Source organism: Alteromonas sp. S167 (assembly GCF_036864375.1).
Taxonomy (GTDB): Bacteria; Pseudomonadota; Gammaproteobacteria; order Enterobacterales; family Alteromonadaceae; genus Alteromonas.
Map to the genome: position 1 here is coordinate 85515 of NZ_JAZETR010000002.1, position 16727 is coordinate 102241.

Annotated in this window: 12 protein-coding genes and 5 tRNA genes; 5 read left to right on the plus strand and 12 right to left on the minus strand. The window is 43.4% G+C overall.

Going from position 1 to position 16727, the window contains the following annotated elements:
• Positions 1-93: 93 nt before the first annotated feature.
• Positions 94-1812, plus strand: coding sequence for a lysophospholipid acyltransferase family protein (locus V7R35_RS03625; RefSeq protein WP_334013350.1), 1719 nt, complete (start codon positions 94-96; stop codon positions 1810-1812).
• A 102-nt stretch (positions 1813-1914) separates the two neighbouring features.
• Here V7R35_RS03625 and dapE read toward each other — a convergent pair whose 3' ends face one another.
• Positions 1915-3084, minus strand: a complete 1170-nt coding sequence (dapE, locus tag V7R35_RS03630) for a succinyl-diaminopimelate desuccinylase (RefSeq protein WP_334013351.1) — start codon at positions 3082-3084, stop codon at positions 1915-1917.
• Between the two features lie 192 nt (positions 3085-3276).
• Here dapE and V7R35_RS03635 point away from each other — a divergent pair, with 192 nt between their 5' ends.
• On the plus strand, positions 3277-3447 hold the full coding sequence (locus tag V7R35_RS03635; RefSeq protein ID WP_334013352.1) for a hypothetical protein: 171 nt from the start codon (positions 3277-3279) through the stop codon (positions 3445-3447).
• A gap of 99 nt (positions 3448-3546) precedes the next feature.
• On the opposite strand, the gene V7R35_RS03640 is transcribed toward V7R35_RS03635, so the two are convergent.
• From V7R35_RS03640 to V7R35_RS03690, 11 genes are all read right to left on the minus strand, one after another.
• Positions 3547-5439, minus strand: a complete 1893-nt coding sequence (locus V7R35_RS03640; RefSeq protein WP_334013353.1) for a SurA N-terminal domain-containing protein — start codon at positions 5437-5439, stop codon at positions 3547-3549.
• A gap of 300 nt (positions 5440-5739) precedes the next feature.
• A complete protein-coding gene (hupB, locus tag V7R35_RS03645) occupies positions 5740-6012 on the minus strand; it encodes a nucleoid-associated protein HU-beta (RefSeq protein WP_012518978.1) in 273 nt (90 codons plus the stop codon).
• 331 nt (positions 6013-6343) lie between these two features.
• Positions 6344-8695 carry an endopeptidase La gene (lon, locus tag V7R35_RS03650; RefSeq protein ID WP_334013354.1) on the minus strand — a complete coding sequence of 784 codons (2352 nt, stop codon included), beginning with the start codon at positions 8693-8695 and terminating at the stop codon, positions 6344-6346.
• Positions 8696-9651: 956 nt separating this feature from the next.
• Entirely contained in the window at positions 9652-10926 is a 1275-nt protein-coding gene (gene clpX, locus V7R35_RS03655; RefSeq protein WP_159627016.1) for an ATP-dependent protease ATP-binding subunit ClpX, read from the minus strand.
• Between the two features lie 74 nt (positions 10927-11000).
• Positions 11001-11630, minus strand: coding sequence for an ATP-dependent Clp endopeptidase proteolytic subunit ClpP (clpP, locus tag V7R35_RS03660; protein ID WP_334013355.1), 630 nt, complete (start codon positions 11628-11630; stop codon positions 11001-11003).
• Between the two features lie 98 nt (positions 11631-11728).
• Positions 11729-13033 (minus strand): trigger factor, encoded by a 1305-nt coding sequence (gene tig, locus V7R35_RS03665; protein WP_334013356.1) that lies wholly within the window; start codon positions 13031-13033, stop codon positions 11729-11731.
• 337 nt (positions 13034-13370) lie between these two features.
• A tRNA-Pro gene (locus V7R35_RS03670) sits at positions 13371-13447 on the minus strand.
• Between the two features lie 45 nt (positions 13448-13492).
• A tRNA-Leu gene (locus V7R35_RS03675) sits at positions 13493-13577 on the minus strand.
• Positions 13578-13583: 6 nt separating this feature from the next.
• Positions 13584-13659, minus strand: a tRNA-His gene (locus V7R35_RS03680).
• A gap of 90 nt (positions 13660-13749) precedes the next feature.
• Positions 13750-13826 (minus strand) — tRNA-Arg (locus V7R35_RS03685).
• 24 nt (positions 13827-13850) lie between these two features.
• Positions 13851-13927, minus strand: a tRNA-Pro gene (locus V7R35_RS03690).
• A gap of 467 nt (positions 13928-14394) precedes the next feature.
• On the opposite strand from V7R35_RS03690, the gene folD reads away from it, so the two are divergent.
• The 3 genes from folD (at position 14395) to tsaA (ending at position 16723) form a co-directional block, all read left to right on the plus strand.
• Entirely contained in the window at positions 14395-15249 is an 855-nt protein-coding gene (gene folD, locus V7R35_RS03695; RefSeq protein ID WP_334013357.1) for a bifunctional methylenetetrahydrofolate dehydrogenase/methenyltetrahydrofolate cyclohydrolase FolD, read from the plus strand.
• Between the two features lie 18 nt (positions 15250-15267).
• A complete protein-coding gene (locus V7R35_RS03700) occupies positions 15268-15834 on the plus strand; it encodes a DUF1415 domain-containing protein (protein WP_334013358.1) in 567 nt (188 codons plus the stop codon).
• A gap of 178 nt (positions 15835-16012) precedes the next feature.
• Positions 16013-16723: a tRNA (N6-threonylcarbamoyladenosine(37)-N6)-methyltransferase TrmO gene (gene tsaA / locus V7R35_RS03705; RefSeq protein ID WP_334013359.1), complete on the plus strand. Its 711-nt coding sequence runs from the start codon at positions 16013-16015 to the stop codon at positions 16721-16723.
• The last annotated feature ends 4 nt before the right edge of the window (positions 16724-16727 follow it).

Genomic DNA, 16727 nt, shown 5'->3' on the forward strand with positions numbered 1-16727 from the left:
TAACATTGTCAAATAACTGCCATTAAATTGCGTAAAAAGCGTCATATTGCCCTGCTATTGTTCGGCGAAAGTCTAAAAAGATATACAGGCACTATGTTTACCGTAAATGAAGTACTGAATAAGCATTACCCTCAGGTTGCCAATAACCCACTCCTTTTTAAGTCTGCGTCATTTGTTTTAAGACACTTACTACACGAACAGGAAATTATTGAGTTTGGCGAAACGTACCCACATTACGAAGATATCGATTTTGTTGAACAGGTGTTGGAGTATTTCAACATCAGCTATTCAACACGAGATGTTGAAAAAGAGCGCATTCCTAGTGAAGGACGGGTAGTTATTATTGCGAATCACCCTATCGGCTCTCTAGACGCACTCGCTTTAATCAAACTGGTGAGTGAGGTTCGTCATGACTTAAAAGTGGTTGCAAATCAAATGTTGATGGCTATCGAGCCACTTCATGACATGCTATTGCCAGTGAACAATATGCAAGGCGGCACACCTAAACAACATTTAGCGGCTATTCAGTCTCATCTTAATGGCGATGGTGCAATTTTAATATTTCCAGCAGGTGAAGTTTCAAGGCTGCGACCTCAAGGCGTGAGAGATACGCGTTGGCACACGGGCTTTTTACGCATTGCACGACAAGCGAAATCACCCATTCTGCCTGTTTATATTGATGCGAAAAACAGCCCGTTGTTTTATGGCGTTTCAATGGTTTACAAGCCATTAGCCACAGCACTTTTAGTGAAAGAAATGTTCAAACAACGCCGCAAACATCTGCCCATGCGCATTGGCGAAGTTATTCCTTTTGAGTCGTATAACCAAACATCTATCCCGTTAAAAGATCAGGTGAAATTGTTCAAGCGTCACTTATACCGTATAGGCAGTAATAAGAAAGGTGTATTCAATACACAAGCGTCTATCGCCCTTCCTGAGGACAGGAAAGAATTATCCCGAGCTATTAGAGAATGCGAACACCTGGGGCAAACACATGATGGTAAGTCGATATACCTCTATCAACACAAGCATTGCTCGCCCATAATGCGGGAAATTGGCCGTCTTAGAGAGGTTGCATTTAGGGCTGTTGGTGAAGGCACGAATAAACGCCGTGATATAGATCAGTACGATTCACATTACTACCACCTTGTTTTGTGGGACGACAGTGACTTAGAAATAGTGGGTGCCTATCGCTTTGGCGACGCAGAGCTACTGTCGCAGAACAATCACTCAACAGGTCTTTATTCAGCAACGTTATTCAACTACGAAGGCGACAATGAAAAACTGTTTAAAGAAGGTTTAGAGCTTGGTAGAAGTTTTGTTCAGCCGCAATATTGGGGCAAACGTAGCTTAGACTATTTATGGTTCGGAATAGGTGCTTTTTTAAGTCGCTATCCAAAATACCGCTATTTATTTGGAGCAGTTTCCCTTAGCAATGCCTATCCGCAGCCAGCAAAAGAATTGCTTGTTCAATTTTACAGCACGTATTTTCCTAGCAAATTTGGCAAGGCTACGTGTAAGCGGCCATTTCAAGCCACGCAAGAGCCCTTGTATACGTTTAAAGGTAACAACTACAAAGCGGAATTTGCGGAGCTAAAACATTTACTTGCCAATATGGGAGTAAACATCCCTACCCTGTATAAACAATATAGCGAAGTAGCAGAAGACGGTGGCGTGGCATTCTTAGGCTTTAACGTCGATCCTGATTTCAACGACTGTATTGATGGCCTTGTGGTTGTTGATATTGCGTTAATGACAGCAAAAAAGCGAAAGCGCTATTTAACGCACAAGCCATTACAGGCCAGCGCTTAAAACTTTAACTAACAGTATAAACTACTTTGCGTTGGGGTTATCTTGGAGTTACTTTGCCAACTCCAAGATACTTAGGCCTCAAGAAGCCAAGCATCAAAAAGTTCAAGCTCCAAATAACTCAAGAATATCAGCGTAAATATCTTCTAAGGTTACCAAATCCGACAAATGAATATGCTCGTTCACTTGGTGTATGGTTGCGTTAGGCACACCTACTTCAACCACCTGTGTGTGTGCACTGGCAAAAAAGCGCCCATCAGAGGTTCCTCCTGATGTGCTAACAACAGGGTAGCGGCCTGTAGCATTTTTTATCGCTGCTTCAACGGTATTAATAAGACACAACCCTTCTTTTTTGGGCTGACTTAGATACGACTCACAAGGTCTGGAAAAGCTTACTTCAGCGCTGCTATCTATATTTGCTATAACCTGTTGAAGCAAAGAAGATAATACCTTTTGATCAAAGTGCCAAGAATAACGCACATTGAACTCGATACGCACACTACTTGGCACTATATTGTCGGTAAATGTGCCTGTGTCTAAATGGGTGATTTGAAGTGTTGTTCCAGGAAAGTCATCGCTTCCAATATCAAATTCATAGTTCTTCAATGCTTGCACTATGTCACAGGCTTTGTGGATAGCATTAACAGCCGTTTTTGGATATGCCACATGACCTTGCTTACCGGTGACGAAAACTGTGGCAGACAGCGAGCCCCTGCGCCCGACTTTAATTGTATCACCAGTACTTTTACTTGCACTTGGCTCGCCGACTAAACACATATCAAGCTGGATGCCTTTTCTATCTAAAAACGCCTTTATCCAACGAGAACCGTCTTCAGCCTCACCTTCTTCGTCTGAGGTTATGAGCCACCAATAAGTTACCTTCAAAGGGTCAAGGCTTTTAATGGTTCGCTCAGTAGCAGCAAGCATTGCCGCCACCCCAGTTTTCATGTCAGCTGCCCCTCGCCCATAAAGCTTATTGTTGCTAATGGAGGGGCTAAACGGCGGCGACATCCACTTCTCTAGCGGGCCAGGTGGCACAACGTCTGTATGCCCAGAAAAAGCAAAGTGTGTATCGCCCTTCCCCCACTTCGCAATGAGATTTTTTACCCCATTCACTTCGTGCTGTTCACACGAAAAACCTAACTTTTTTAACCGATACATGAGATACGTTTGGCAGCCTGCATCTACTGGCGTTATTGAAGCTCTTGCCATTAGGACTTGAGCAAAATGAATGCTTCGTGCTTGTGGAGCTTGTAGGAGTTGTTGAGCGGTCATAATAAAAACGTTAATACGAACTTAGTTTTTATTACACGTAAATATGGTGACAGGCGAATAACACTTTTGCGACAAAGCGATGACATATTACGCCTTTGAATAATAGATAACGCTTTTAGTTACACCGTTGTTAATGGAAAAAGTGAACGGGGCTTGATATAAATAAAGAAATTTATTGAAAAGGCCTTTATTGTGATAAAAATTATTGTGCTTATTCCACTTTTTCTATCACTTTTGTGGTTTGGTTACTTACAGGCAAACAAATATACGCTTGAGCAGGGAAAGCAGGGATTTCTGTATATTTTTGTACTATCCGGCGTTATTGCTGCATTTTATACCTTTATGATGTTTGTCACTAATTAGTGTTTTATTACCAGTATTTTTTCACGATTTTTCTTTGAAATACAAAAAAGCCAGCGTTTTAAAGCGCTGGCTTTTCTAATTTAACTACAGTTATTCGCATTACTGCGTAATGGTAACCTGTATGTCAGCTTGTGCACGAAGCGCATCTATATACTGTTGGTAAACACGTTGGCCTTGTACCTGCGCTAAACGCTGCTGTAGGCTTTCAGCAATATTTTCTTCAATTGCTGGAGCTGCATTCACTCCTTCAAGCATGACAATAGCAACGTCGCCATTTACCGTAGTAGCCGTATCAACTTTGTTGTCGCCTTCAAGTGCCAGCGAAAACAGTTTATCAACCACGGCACGAGCCAACGAACCACCAGCTCTTGAAACTTCCGTAGCAGTTTCCCATGATGCCGATTGCGCCGCTAGTAACTCGTCTACACTTTCACCTGCACGAACCTTTTGTGCAATATCAGAAGCCCACGCTTCAGCAGCGGCTTTTGACTTATCAGCTTTCACTGATGCTTCAATGCCTTCTCTTACTTCATCAAGCGACTGAGTACGCTGAGGGTTGTGTTCAACAACGCGTACAACAACGATATTTTCGTCGTCCAGTTCAATGATGTCGCTGTTCAAGCCTTCTTCGATAAGTTCAGATGAAAATGCAACTTCTAGAACGGCAGGTGAGCTTAAATCAACTGGTGCTGTGTTACGGCTAAACATTGCAGATTCCTGAATTGGAAGGTCTACAGCATTAGCAACATCTTCTAGCGTATCTGGTACTTCAAACGCAATTTCCGCCATGGTGTTTTGTAGCTCGAAATATTTCTCCATTGCCGCGTCATATAAAAGCGTATCGCGGATTTCAGCTTCAACTTCCTCGAACGCTTTAACTTCAGCAGCTCTTAAGTCAGTAAGCTTAATGATATGGAAGCCGAAATCAGTTTCAACAACGTCTGACACGTCGCCTACATTTGCTAATGCGAATGCCGCTTCGTCAAACGCGGGGTCCATCATTTCAGGCGTAATGAAGTCTAAATCACCGCCGTTCTCTGCAGAAAATGCATCGTCTGAATTTGATTCTGCAAGGGCTGCAAAATCAGCACCGCCGTCTAGTTCAGCCTTAAGTGATTGTGCTTTTGCTTTCGCCGCTTCTGCATCATCACCCGCTTCAATTAAGATGTGAGAAACACGGCGCTCTTCTTCTTTACCATAGCTACCAAGGTTGTTTTCGTAGTATGTGCGAACCGCTTGCTCGTCAACTGAAACACGATCTTTTAAGTCCTGTGCACTTAGTTTTACGTAAGCTAACTTCACTTCTTCTTCTGTGTCAAAAGAGGCAATATTGTTGTCGTAAAAAGCAGTAACGTCTTCCTCGGTCACTTCAACAGAATCGGCAAACTTGTCTGAGCTAACCATTACGTACTTAGCATCACGCGTTTGGCGTTGCAGCGCATTTGCTTGCTCTACTTCGCCTTGTAGGGCGAATGATGAGTTGGCTAATGCCGCAGACAATTGATTTTGTGTCATTTGAACACGAAGGTAGTCGCGGAAGTCAGCAACTTGGAAGCCATTCTGACGCAAAATTGCTTGGAAACGCTCATTATCGAACTGACCACCAAATTGAAATTCAGGCATCTGCACAATAGCTTTACGAATTTGCTCGTCGCTAACACGTAGACCTATATCAGCAGCTTGTTGCTGTATTAGCTTTTCTGCTATCAAGCGGTCTAGTACGTTTCGACGGAAATCGGCAAGATACTGCTCGCTAGAGAAAAGCTGAGCAATGCTTTCACCAAATTGAGATTCCATTTGCGCACGTTGGTTTTGATACGCTCTTTCTAGTTCTTGTGCCGAAATCTCTTCGCCATTCACTGTTGCTACAGCGGTTGGACCAGACGAGGTTAAATAGCTACCTACACCTGCGAATACGAAACTTAAAACGATAAGCGCAATTATGGCCATCGCCCAAGGGCCTTGAGAACCTTCTCTGATTCTTTCTAGCATGATTGTTCTTCAACTCCGTTGCTTACTACCATTACCCGCCAACTTAACAATATAAAGTGCCAGATAAAATAAGCGGTGATTATAACGTAATGCCGATGAATATGAATGGTCTAAAGCGATATTTGATGGTCTTTTCACCGTTCTTTATTGAATTGGTGATATCTCAACACGCTCTGTCGGCACTGTGCGTTTAAATAATGATGCTAACCGCAACGGCTTACTTTGCGATGCACATACATTTTATTTCAGAAATAAAAAAGGCGATGGACTAGCCATCGCCTTTTTTTATAATTTCTTTGCTTAGTTACAAGCGTCTTTCAGTGCTTTACCAGCTTTGAAAGAAGGAACTTTCGCTGCTGAAATCTGAATAGTCTCACCAGTTTGTGGGTTGCGGCCACTGCGAGCTGAACGTTCGCGAACTGAGAAAGTACCAAAGCCAACTAGTGCTACTTGGTCGCCGTCTTTAAGTGCTGCAGTTACTGAGTCAGTGAATGCGTCAAGAGCACGGCCAGCAGCTGCTTTAGAAATGTCTGCACCAGCAGCGATTTGGTCGATAAGTTGAGACTTGTTCACAATTATGATCCCCTTCGATTGTTATTATACTGTTTGTCCAAAACGATTTTGAATGGACGTTATAACAAGCTTGATAGTTAACATCAAGCATCTGTCACAATTAATTAACTTTTTTATGAATCGCTGCAATCCCTTTTGTGGCAAGGCTTCAAGCGAATACCACTTAAAGGTAACACAACTTTTGTGAGTTGAAAGCCCATTTTTGCAAAAAATACGGATTTCTTTGGCTCAACGAGCAAAAATTAACCAATTATGGAGATTTTCTTTCAAATTTTGAAAAAAGAAAGCGCTGCACGCCTTTAAAATTAAGCAGTGCAGCTATTTAGATGTACTAATTTTTCACCACTTGAAAAGACTCAACTGGCTCTTGAAGGGCAATATCGAGCACTTCATCAATCCACTTGACCGGGTGAATAGACAGATCTTTTTTCACATTGTCAGGGATCTCTTCTAAATCACGCTCGTTATCTTTTGGAATAACTACCGTTTTTATACCACCACGGTGTGCCGCTAATAATTTTTCTTTCAACCCGCCAATTGCTAGCACTTCACCGCGCAATGTGATTTCGCCAGTCATGGCCACATCACACTTAACAGGGTTACCTGTTAATGACGAAACAAGTGCAGTACACATCGCAATACCCGCGCTTGGACCATCTTTTGGTGTAGCCCCTTCAGGCACGTGAACGTGGATATCACGTTTTTCGTAAAAATCGTCGTTAATACGAAGCTTTTCAGCACGACTTCTCACTACGGTCGTAGCAGCTTTGATTGACTCTTGCATTACATCACCTAGCGACCCCGTTGAGGTCATCTTGCCTTTACCAGGCACAGAGGTGGTTTCGATAGTCAGTAAATCACCGCCTACTTGTGTCCAAGCTAAACCAGTCACTTGGCCAATCTGGTTATCTTTATCGGCTTTGCCATAGTCGAAACGCTGCACACCCAAATAGTCTTTCAGGTTATCTTGAGTCACTTCAACTTTGCCCTTGCTCTTCTTAAGCAGAATATCTTTTACCGCTTTGCGGCATACTTTAGATACTTCACGCTCAAGACCACGAACACCTGCTTCACGGGTGTAGTAGCGAATCATGCCAATTACCGCAGAATCAGTAATCTCAAGCTCTTTCGCCTTAAGGCCATTGCGCTCCATTTGCTTACCAATTAGATGGTTCTTAGCAATGTTCAGCTTTTCATCTTCCGTATAACCCGATAAACGAATGACTTCCATACGGTCTAAAAGCGGTCCAGGTATGTTCATACTGTTAGAAGTAGCAACAAACATTACGTCAGACAGGTCATAATCAACTTCAAGGTAATGATCGCTAAAGCTGTTGTTTTGTTCAGGGTCAAGCACCTCTAACAGCGCTGACGCTGGGTCGCCGCGCATGTCAGACGACATTTTATCTATTTCATCAAGCAAGAATAATGGGTTTTTAACGCCCACTTTTGCCATCTTCTGAACTAGCTTACCTGGCAAAGAGCCAATATAGGTTCTGCGATGCCCACGAATTTCTGCTTCGTCACGAACGCCGCCTAAGGCCATACGCACATACTTTCGGCCTGTTGCCTTGGCCACAGACTGACCCAGTGACGTTTTACCCACACCAGGAGGTCCTACCAAGCACAGAATTGGACCTTTAAGCTTTTTCACTCGCTGCTGTACAGCAAGGTATTCCAAAATGCGTTCTTTCACTTTTTCAAGACCATAATGGTCTTCGTTAAGTACGCTTTCAGCTCGTGACAAGTCTTTTTTCACCGGTGAACGTTTGTTCCATGGAACGTTGGTCAACCATTCAATATAGCTGCGAAGCACCGTTGCTTCTGCTGACATAGGCGACATCATTTTCAGCTTTTGCAGCTCAGATTTTGCCTTGTCTTCAGCCTCTTTAGGCATTTTTGCTTCAGCAATTTTCTTAGACAATGCTTCGAACTCGTCTGGTGCATCGTCAAGTTCACCAAGCTCTTTCTGAATGGCTTTCATTTGCTCATTCAAATAATACTCGCGCTGACTTTTCTCCATTTGCTTTTTAACGCGGGTGCGAATTTTCTTTTCGACCTGCAGCAAATCAATCTCGCCTTCCATCAGCGCCATCAAGTACTCTAAGCGCTCGTTGATGCCCTGCATCTCAAGTACTTTCTGCTTTTCGGTAAGCTTCAATGGCATGTGTGCAGCCATTGTGTCGGCCAATCGCGCCGCATCTTCAATACCGTTAAGCGAGGTTAGTACCTCAGGTGGAATTTTCTTGTTAAGTTTTACGTAACCTTCAAATTGAGACACTGCAGAACGAATAAGCACTTCTTGCTCGCTCTCTTCGATAGTCTCATCTTCTAGCTTATCGACATTGGCTACAAAATACGGCTCTGACTGTTGATAGCTATCAATTTGGCCTCTAACACTGCCTTCAACGAGTACTTTAACCGTACCATCTGGCAGTTTTAATAGCTGAAGAATAGTAGCAATGGTACCTACAGAATAAATGTCGTCTGTATCGGGCTCGTCTACGCCCGCGTCCTTTTGTGCTGCTAGGAAAATTTGCTTATCGTTTTCCATTGCCGCTTCAAGGCAACGAATAGATTTCTCACGCCCAACGAAAAGGGGAATGACCATATGCGGATAAACAACTACGTCCCGCAAGGCAAGTACAGGAATTTCAATGCGATTCTCACGCTCAACTGTCATACTTGTTCTCAATTAGTTCCAAATGTCATTTTTATATGGGGATGTAAGCGCAAAGTTCAATCGCAACTTATTAAAGTGCGTTAATTCCTCAGCTTTTTCTTCCCTGCTCTTTTATAACCATTATAGATTTTAAAGCGTATGGCAATAGCTAAGTAGCAAATCTGATAGAAAGGATAGTATTAACGCAGTAAAGTGCACAAATAAACATCAGGGGTTGATTGTTTGGGACCATGGGCGAAAAGATAAAAAGGCAGAGGCTGACGAAACACTACATAAACAAATATCCGATGTTGAAGTAAACCAGAAACAACGACTGTCGTTTTTAAACCGCGTCAGCGAGCATGGTTTAGACAAGGCGGGAAGTTTTGGGGAATCGGAGTTTACTTACGGTAAATAAGGATTTCACAAACTACGTATAAAAGAAGCATGCCTCAAACATCATCCAGTGTTTTTGTTCAGCGTCGTGAGCGCAGTGGGTGCAAGGCGGGAGTTGACGAAAAACCGCGACAATCTTTGTTTTCGTTAAATCAAACCAGAAACAACAACTGTCGTTTTTAAACTGCGTTAGCGAGCATGGTTTAGACAAGGCGGGAAGTTTTGGGGAACCGGAGTTTACGTATGGTAAATGAGGATTTCACAGGCTCAGTACAAAAGAAGTGTGCCTAACATATCACCCAGTGTTTTTGTTCAGCGTCGTGAGCGCAGTGGGTTCAAGGCGGAAGTTGACAATAAACCGCACTACTGAATATTTGATGTTGAAGTAAATCAAAAACAACATTAGTCGTTTTTAGACCGCGTCAGCGAGCATGGTTTAGACAAGGCGGGAGATTTTGGGGAGCCGGAGTTTACTTACAGTAAATGAGGATTTCACAAAATTTACCAACGCGGTATAAACCAGCACAGTAGCGGTTTAAAAACAAAAAAGGCCCCGAAGGGCCTTTTTTACAACCCAATAATTACTCAGAGGCTGCTTTCTTTTCGTTACTATCATATATCAAAATCGGCTTCGACTCTCCGCGAATAACCGTTTCATCTATAACCACCTTGCTGACGTCTTCCATAGATGGAAGGTCATACATGGTATCTAGCAACACTGCCTCTACAATTGAACGCAAACCACGTGCACCGGTTTTACGCTCCATCGCTTTTTTGGCAATCGCGTTTAAGGCGTCGTCACGGAATTCAAGTTCAACGTCTTCCATCGAGAACAACGCACCATACTGTTTAGTAATGGCATTTTTAGGTTCACGTAGAATCTGAATAAGCGCTTCTTCGTTAAGTTCTTCAAGGCTTGTAACAACTGGAAGACGACCAATAAACTCAGGTATCAACCCATATTTCACTAGGTCTTCAGGTTCAACTTGCTTGAACAGCTCGCTAATTTGCTTGCTGTTGTCTTTCGATTTAACCGTAGCACCAAATCCGATACCGGTATCTTTTTGGGCGCGCTGCTCGATAACTTTATCAAGACCAGCGAATGCACCGCCACAAATAAACAGGATCTTCGACGTATCTACTTGAAGAAACTCTTGTTGTGGATGTTTACGACCACCTTGTGGCGGAACCGATGCAACAGTACCTTCAATTAATTTTAGTAGTGCCTGTTGAACGCCTTCACCTGACACATCTCGTGTGATTGACGGGTTGTCAGACTTTCGAGAAATTTTGTCGATTTCATCGATATACACAATACCGCGCTGCGCTTTTTCAACATCATAGTCACACTTCTGAAGAAGTTTCTGAATAATGTTTTCAACGTCTTCGCCCACATAACCTGCTTCGGTCAACGTTGTTGCGTCTGCCATGGTAAACGGTACATCAAGTAAACGAGCCAATGTCTCGGCAAGTAACGTCTTACCGCTACCTGTAGGACCGATTAGCAAAATATTACTCTTGCCTAACTCAACACCATCGTGAACATCACCATTACGAAGACGCTTGTAATGGTTGTACACCGCTACAGAAAGTACTTTCTTAGCGTGCTCTTGACCAATAACGTAGTCGTCTAGGTGCGCGTGAATTTCGCTTGGCTTAGGTAAAGCGTCCTGCTTTTGCTTAGGCGCGATTTCCTTGATTTCTTCGCGAATGATATCGTTACATAACTCAACACACTCGTCGCAAATGAAAACCGACGGGCCTGCTATTAACTTTCTTACTTCGTGTTGGCTTTTGCCACAAAACGAACAGTACAGTAGCTTGTTATCACCGTCACCGCTTTGCTTATCACTCATTACTTTTGCCTCTGCCTTACCCGAGCCAAAAACCAATACGTGCTACGCACAGGCTCGGGTTTTCTATAACTATACTACTTAGTTCCGGCTACGTCAGATCGATTTGCTAAAACTTGGTCAACTAAACCGTATTCCATTGCTTCTGTCGCGCTTAGGAAATTGTCACGGTCAGTATCACGGGCAACCTTTTCATAGTCTTGGCCTGTGTGATCCGCCATAAGACGATTTAGCTTCTCTTTAATAGACAGAATTTCTTTCGCGTGTATTTCAAAATCTGACGCTTGACCTTGGAACCCACCTAGTGGCTGGTGAATCATCACACGTGAATTGGGTAAGCAATAGCGCTTGCCTTTTGCACCGGCAGAGAGAAGGAATGCGCCCATGCTTGCTGCTTGGCCCATGCACACTGTGCTAACGTCCGGCTTGATAAATTTCATCGTATCGTAAATAGCCATGCCCGCAGTAACAGAGCCACCTGGCGAGTTGATGTACAGAAATATATCTTTCTCTGGGTTTTCTGCTTCAAGAAACAGCATTTGCGCAACGATGAGGTTGGCCATGTGGTCTTCAACCTGACCTACTAAGAAAATTACGTTTTCTTTAAGAAGACGAGAATAAATGTCGTACGAGCGCTCACCTTTTGAGGTTTGCTCTACAACCATTGGAACAAGTGCATTCATAGGGTCAAACGGGGTATTAGTCATAGCTACCTTGATTATCTAGCGTTAAAAACAAAAATGCTCGGAAGGCTCCGAGCATTTAAGCAGTTGCTGACAAGTTTTGTCAATCAGACAGTAACAAATTACGCCTGTTTGTTCATAACCTCGTCAAAAGCTTTCGTTACGTCAGTAACTTTAGCTTGCTCAAGAACCCACTCAATAGCTTGTTCTTCTAGCGCAACGTTTTGCATTTGCTGCATAAGCTCTTGGTTGTTGTTGTAGTAATCTACAACTTCCTGTGGATCTTCGTACGCAGACGCTGCAGTTTCGATCATCTCGTTAACTTTCGCTTCGTCAGCTTTTAGTTCGTTGTTTTTGATCACTTCACCAAGGATTAGACCAATTGAAACACGACGCTTAGCGTTGTCAGTGAATAGCTCAGCTGGAAGCTCAGGAAGGTTTTGACCACCGCCCTGTTGGCTGAAACGTTGCTTAGCTTGCTCGCGAAGTGCATTTACTTCTTGGTCGATAAGCGCTTGAGGGATGTCGAACTCGTTTGCAGCTACTAGCTTAGCAATAACGTCTTCTTTAACTTGCGCTTTAAGCGTTTGGTCTAGTTCACGCTGCATGTTCTTACGAACTTCTGCTTTAAGCGCGTCTACACCGCCTTCTTCAACACCAAATAATTTTGCGAACTCTTCGTCCACTTTTGGTAGAGCCTGGCCTTCAACTTTCTTAACAGTCGCCTGGAATACCGCGTCTTTACCTTTAAGGTTTTCTGCGTGGTAATCTTCAGGGAAAGTTACTTCAATCGTAACTTCTTCACCCGCTTTCGCGCCCACAAGTGGCTTCTCGAAGCCTGGGATCATGCGATCTTTACCAAGCTCTAGTGCGAAGTCTTCAGCTTTACCGCCTTCAAACTCTTCACCGTCGATAGAACCAACGAAATCGATGATTACTTTGTCATCTTTCTTCGCTTTACGCTTAACCTCTTTCCAAGTTGCGTGTTGCTTCTGAAGCGTTTCCATCATGTTATCAAGGTCTGCATCAGTAATTTCTACTACTGGCTTTTCGATCTCGATATCGCTAACACCTTTCACTTCTACTTCTGGGTAAACTTCGAAAGATGCTGTGAATTCTAGGTCCTGACCGTCTTCATCTTTAGTCAGTTCAAACTTTGGCATGCCAGCAGGTTGAATTTTCTCTTGAATAACCGCTTGGTAGAAGTTTTGCTGCATTACGTCACCAGCAACTTCTTGGCGAACTGCCTGGCCGAAACGCTTCTTGATTACGCTTACAGGAACTTTACCTGGGCGGAAGCCGTTAATGCGCTGTGTTTTTGCCAACTGCTGTAGGCGTGACTTAACTGCTGAATCAACCGTGTCTGATGGAACGGTGATAGTAAGACGGCGTTCTAAACCCTGGGTCGTCTCGACTGAAACTTGCATTATGTTACCTCAACTATACGCCTTTGCAGGCGTTTTGTTCTCAATCCCCTCTCCCGTCATGCAATGTTGCATATCACTTGCGGGGAAGAGGTCGTTATCTGACGTTAATATCATCATGGTTAGGACACAAAATGCGTCAAAAAACTAACCTGAAGCAAACGTACTGGTTAAAAAAAGACGCGGTAGTATACAGCCGCACACCACAAGAGTCGAGAGGGAAACACAAGTTTGTAACATCCATTTGAGCATTAACAGCACAAACGTATAAAAAAGCATCGCAGCAAATTAGAAAATAGTGTTGATATAGGTTTAGAGAATGTATCACGCAGAAGATAAGTGGTCGGTGAGACAGGATTTGAACCTGCGACCCCTTGTACCCAAAACAAGTGCGCTACCAAGCTGCGCCACTCACCGACAAAGATATCTTTTTAGAAAAGCTTTTGATAAAGCTTGAAAATATGGTGCGGAAGGAGAGACTTGAACTCTCACGCCGTGAAGCACTGGAACCTAAATCCAGCGTGTCTACCAATTCCACCACTTCCGCAAAAAGTGGGGTGGACGATGGGACTTGAACCCACGACAACCGGAATCACAATCCGGGGCTCTACCAACTGAGCTACGCCCACCATAGAGGTGCTTGCATAGTTTACATGTGAATTGTAAAACATGTAAACTTGAAAATTCTGCCATCCTAGTCAGGACCTACCTGACCCGCATGGCGCGCCCGGCAGGATTCGAACCTGCGACCCACGGCTTAGAAGGCCGTTGCTCTATCCAGCTGAGCTACGGGCGCTCGGCGAATCTTCGCTGCAAAAAGTGGTCGGTGAGACAGGATTTGAACCTGCGACCCCTTGTACCCAAAACAAGTGCGCTACCAAGCTGCGCCACTCACCGACTGATGTAACTGCTTTCTGAGATGTTTTGTCTCTGTGCCGTTACGGGGTGCGAATATTACTGACATGACCCCACCTCGTCAAACACTTTTTTAAATAAATTTATCAACCGCTCACAAAGCGTGCATTATCGAGTTTTTTTGTACAATTCGCGCGTATTTCATCCAAAAAGCTCCTTATTACTCCGTTATAACTCACCCTAAACACACACGGTGTTAGTAAGATGAGTTACATGGTGAAGATGTTGTAGATTGAACTGCTGCTATTTTTTATTTTGTTTTTATCAGCCAATACGCTTTTCACTTTCTATTTCACCAAAGATTTCAATTCACAGTGCGCTTTTTTGTGCAGGTTTGATTTACTTTTGTTGTTTATCACTATTCAAAAGACTAGTTCCGCAACCTTGTTTTATGAAACAATATAGAGCACCTGTTGTTCACCTTTATATAACTAAGACTGCACACGCTTATGACTGCTCATTTAATTGATGGCAAATTAATTGCCAAACAAGTTCGCCAACACGTTACCTCTTATGTAGATACACTAATCCAAGCCAAGAAACGCCAGCCGGGTTTAGCGGTTGTGTTAGTAGGAAGTGACGCTGCGTCGCAAGTTTATGTTTCTAACAAACGAAAAGCATGTGAAGAAGTAGGTTTTGTATCACGCTCTTTTGACCTACCGGCAGATACCTCAGAAGACACTTTATTGTCATTAGTTGATGAGCTAAATAACGACAAAGAGATTGACGGCATTTTAGTTCAGCTGCCTCTTCCGGCAGGTCTTAACGCGGAAAAAGTGCTTGAACGTATTCACCCTCATAAAGACGTAGACGGTTTTCACCCATACAACATTGGCCGTTTAGCACAACGTATTCCAGCGCTTCGCCCTTGCACGCCTAAAGGCATTATGACGATGATTGAATCTACAAAACGCCCGGTTAAAGGGCTAGATGCAGTGATTGTTGGCGCGTCGAATATTGTTGGTCGTCCAATGAGCCTTGAACTTTTACTAGCAGGATGCACAGTTACTACGTGTCACAAGTTTACTCAAGACTTAAAGAGCCATGTTCAGCGAGCTGACTTATTAGTAGTTGCTGTTGGCAAGCCTAACTTCATTCCTGGCGACTGGGTTAAGCCTGGTGCAATTGTGATAGATGTAGGTATTAACCGCTTAAATGACGGCTCGCTTGTTGGTGACGTAGATTTTGAAAAAGCGCAGGAGCGTGCAGGTTGGATTACACCCGTACCAGGCGGCGTAGGGCCCATGACAGTAGCAAGCCTTATTGAGAACACATTAGAAGCTTACGTTAAGTTTCACTCATAACATATCAAAGTGACTGGCGTGCAAACCACTCATCTTATTGAGGCCACTATGCAATGGGTGGACGATATTGTGATATCACACAATTTCTGCCCATTCGCTCGTCATGTTCGTACGCCTAACAAAATTAGGTGTACTGTTGAACATGGCGAAGCTGGCGACATAATTGAAACGCTTTTTAATGAAGCGAAGCTGCTTAGCGTTTCTGAAGAAGTAGCCACAACGCTGCTTATTCTGGGCTCACCTGCCCTAGTTAATTTCGACGAGTACCTAGATGTACTTGCCATTGCCGAACGCATGCTTCAAGAATGGGGCTATGCGGGTATTTACCAGCTTGCCAGCTTTCATCCGCACTATGTATTCGATGGCAATTCAGATGCCGATGCCGATAATTATACCAACAGGTCGCCCTACCCCATCTTTCATTTAATAAGAGAAGACGACATTTCTCGATATATGAAAAACGAAGATGATGCCGAAAAAATATTTCAGCAAAATATAGAGCGTGCTGAGGCCCTTGGTTGTCCCTATTTTGAAGCGAAGTTGTTGGAGATGAAAAAAGAAAAGCCCAAAAGCGAAATAAACTAACGTCCGGGCTCTGAGAGGTGAAGATCCAGGGGGACCAACTATTCATTTATGTTTAGTATAATAGGCGCCGTTTATGTGATTTTTATGACATTTGAGTGCAAACTTTAAACTTTTACATTGTGCGTCCATAAAATCGCGCCCCCGAATTGATACGCATACAACGAAAACGATAAACAATATGTCATCAAGCTATCCAATATTGCCTATTGCCAGCATTGCAACACCTTTTAAGCAAAAGTTTGCCATTCCAAGACAACCTGGACTTGCCAATGCTCAGGGTATCATTACCTTCAACGAAGGGTTTGATGATGAAAACATGTTGAAGGGCATTGAAGGATACAGCCACCTTTGGGTGTTATTCATTTTCCACCAGAATGTTGATAAAGGCTGGAAAAGCACCGTAAAAGCGCCCCGACTGGGTGGGAACGCAACAATGGGCGTTTTGGCAACCAGAAGTACTCACCGCCCTAACGGCATTGGCATGTCGGTGGTAAAAAATAAAGGGCTTAAAAAGCATAATGGCAAAACTTGTCTCATCGTTGAAGGTGTTGATATTGTTGATGGCACTCCTCTTGTCGATATTAAACCTTACATTGCTTACGCCGATAGCATTTCACACGCAACTGACAAGCTTAACGACTACAACCCCATTCCAAACCGCGAAGTAGTCTTTCACGACACTATTTCAGTGAAAGTCACTAACGTTGAACAAGACCATCCTGGATTTACGGCTCTTGTTAATCATGTTTTATCACAAGACCCGCGCCCAGCGTATAAACAACACCTTAATGACGATATTAAAACCTACAAAGTATCACTTTACGATGTTGACGTGGGCTTTCAAGTAAAGAGCGGCAATGTAGTCGTTACAGAGATAAATCCACTATAAAGTT

Coding starts and splice junctions, on each gene's coding strand:
- V7R35_RS03625 (WP_334013350.1), top strand. CDS start 94: ATGTTTACCGTAAATGAAGTACTGAATAAGCATTACCCTCAGGTTGCC.
- dapE (WP_334013351.1), bottom strand. CDS start 3,084: ATGACCGCTCAACAACTCCTACAAGCTCCACAAGCACGAAGCATTCAT.
- V7R35_RS03640 (WP_334013353.1), bottom strand. CDS start 5,439: ATGCTAGAAAGAATCAGAGAAGGTTCTCAAGGCCCTTGGGCGATGGCC.
- lon (WP_334013354.1), bottom strand. CDS start 8,695: ATGACAGTTGAGCGTGAGAATCGCATTGAAATTCCTGTACTTGCCTTG.
- clpX (WP_159627016.1), bottom strand. CDS start 10,926: ATGAGTGATAAGCAAAGCGGTGACGGTGATAACAAGCTACTGTACTGT.
- clpP (WP_334013355.1), bottom strand. CDS start 11,630: ATGACTAATACCCCGTTTGACCCTATGAATGCACTTGTTCCAATGGTT.
- tig (WP_334013356.1), bottom strand. CDS start 13,033: ATGCAAGTTTCAGTCGAGACGACCCAGGGTTTAGAACGCCGTCTTACT.
- folD (WP_334013357.1), top strand. CDS start 14,395: ATGACTGCTCATTTAATTGATGGCAAATTAATTGCCAAACAAGTTCGC.
- tsaA (WP_334013359.1), top strand. CDS start 16,013: ATGTCATCAAGCTATCCAATATTGCCTATTGCCAGCATTGCAACACCT.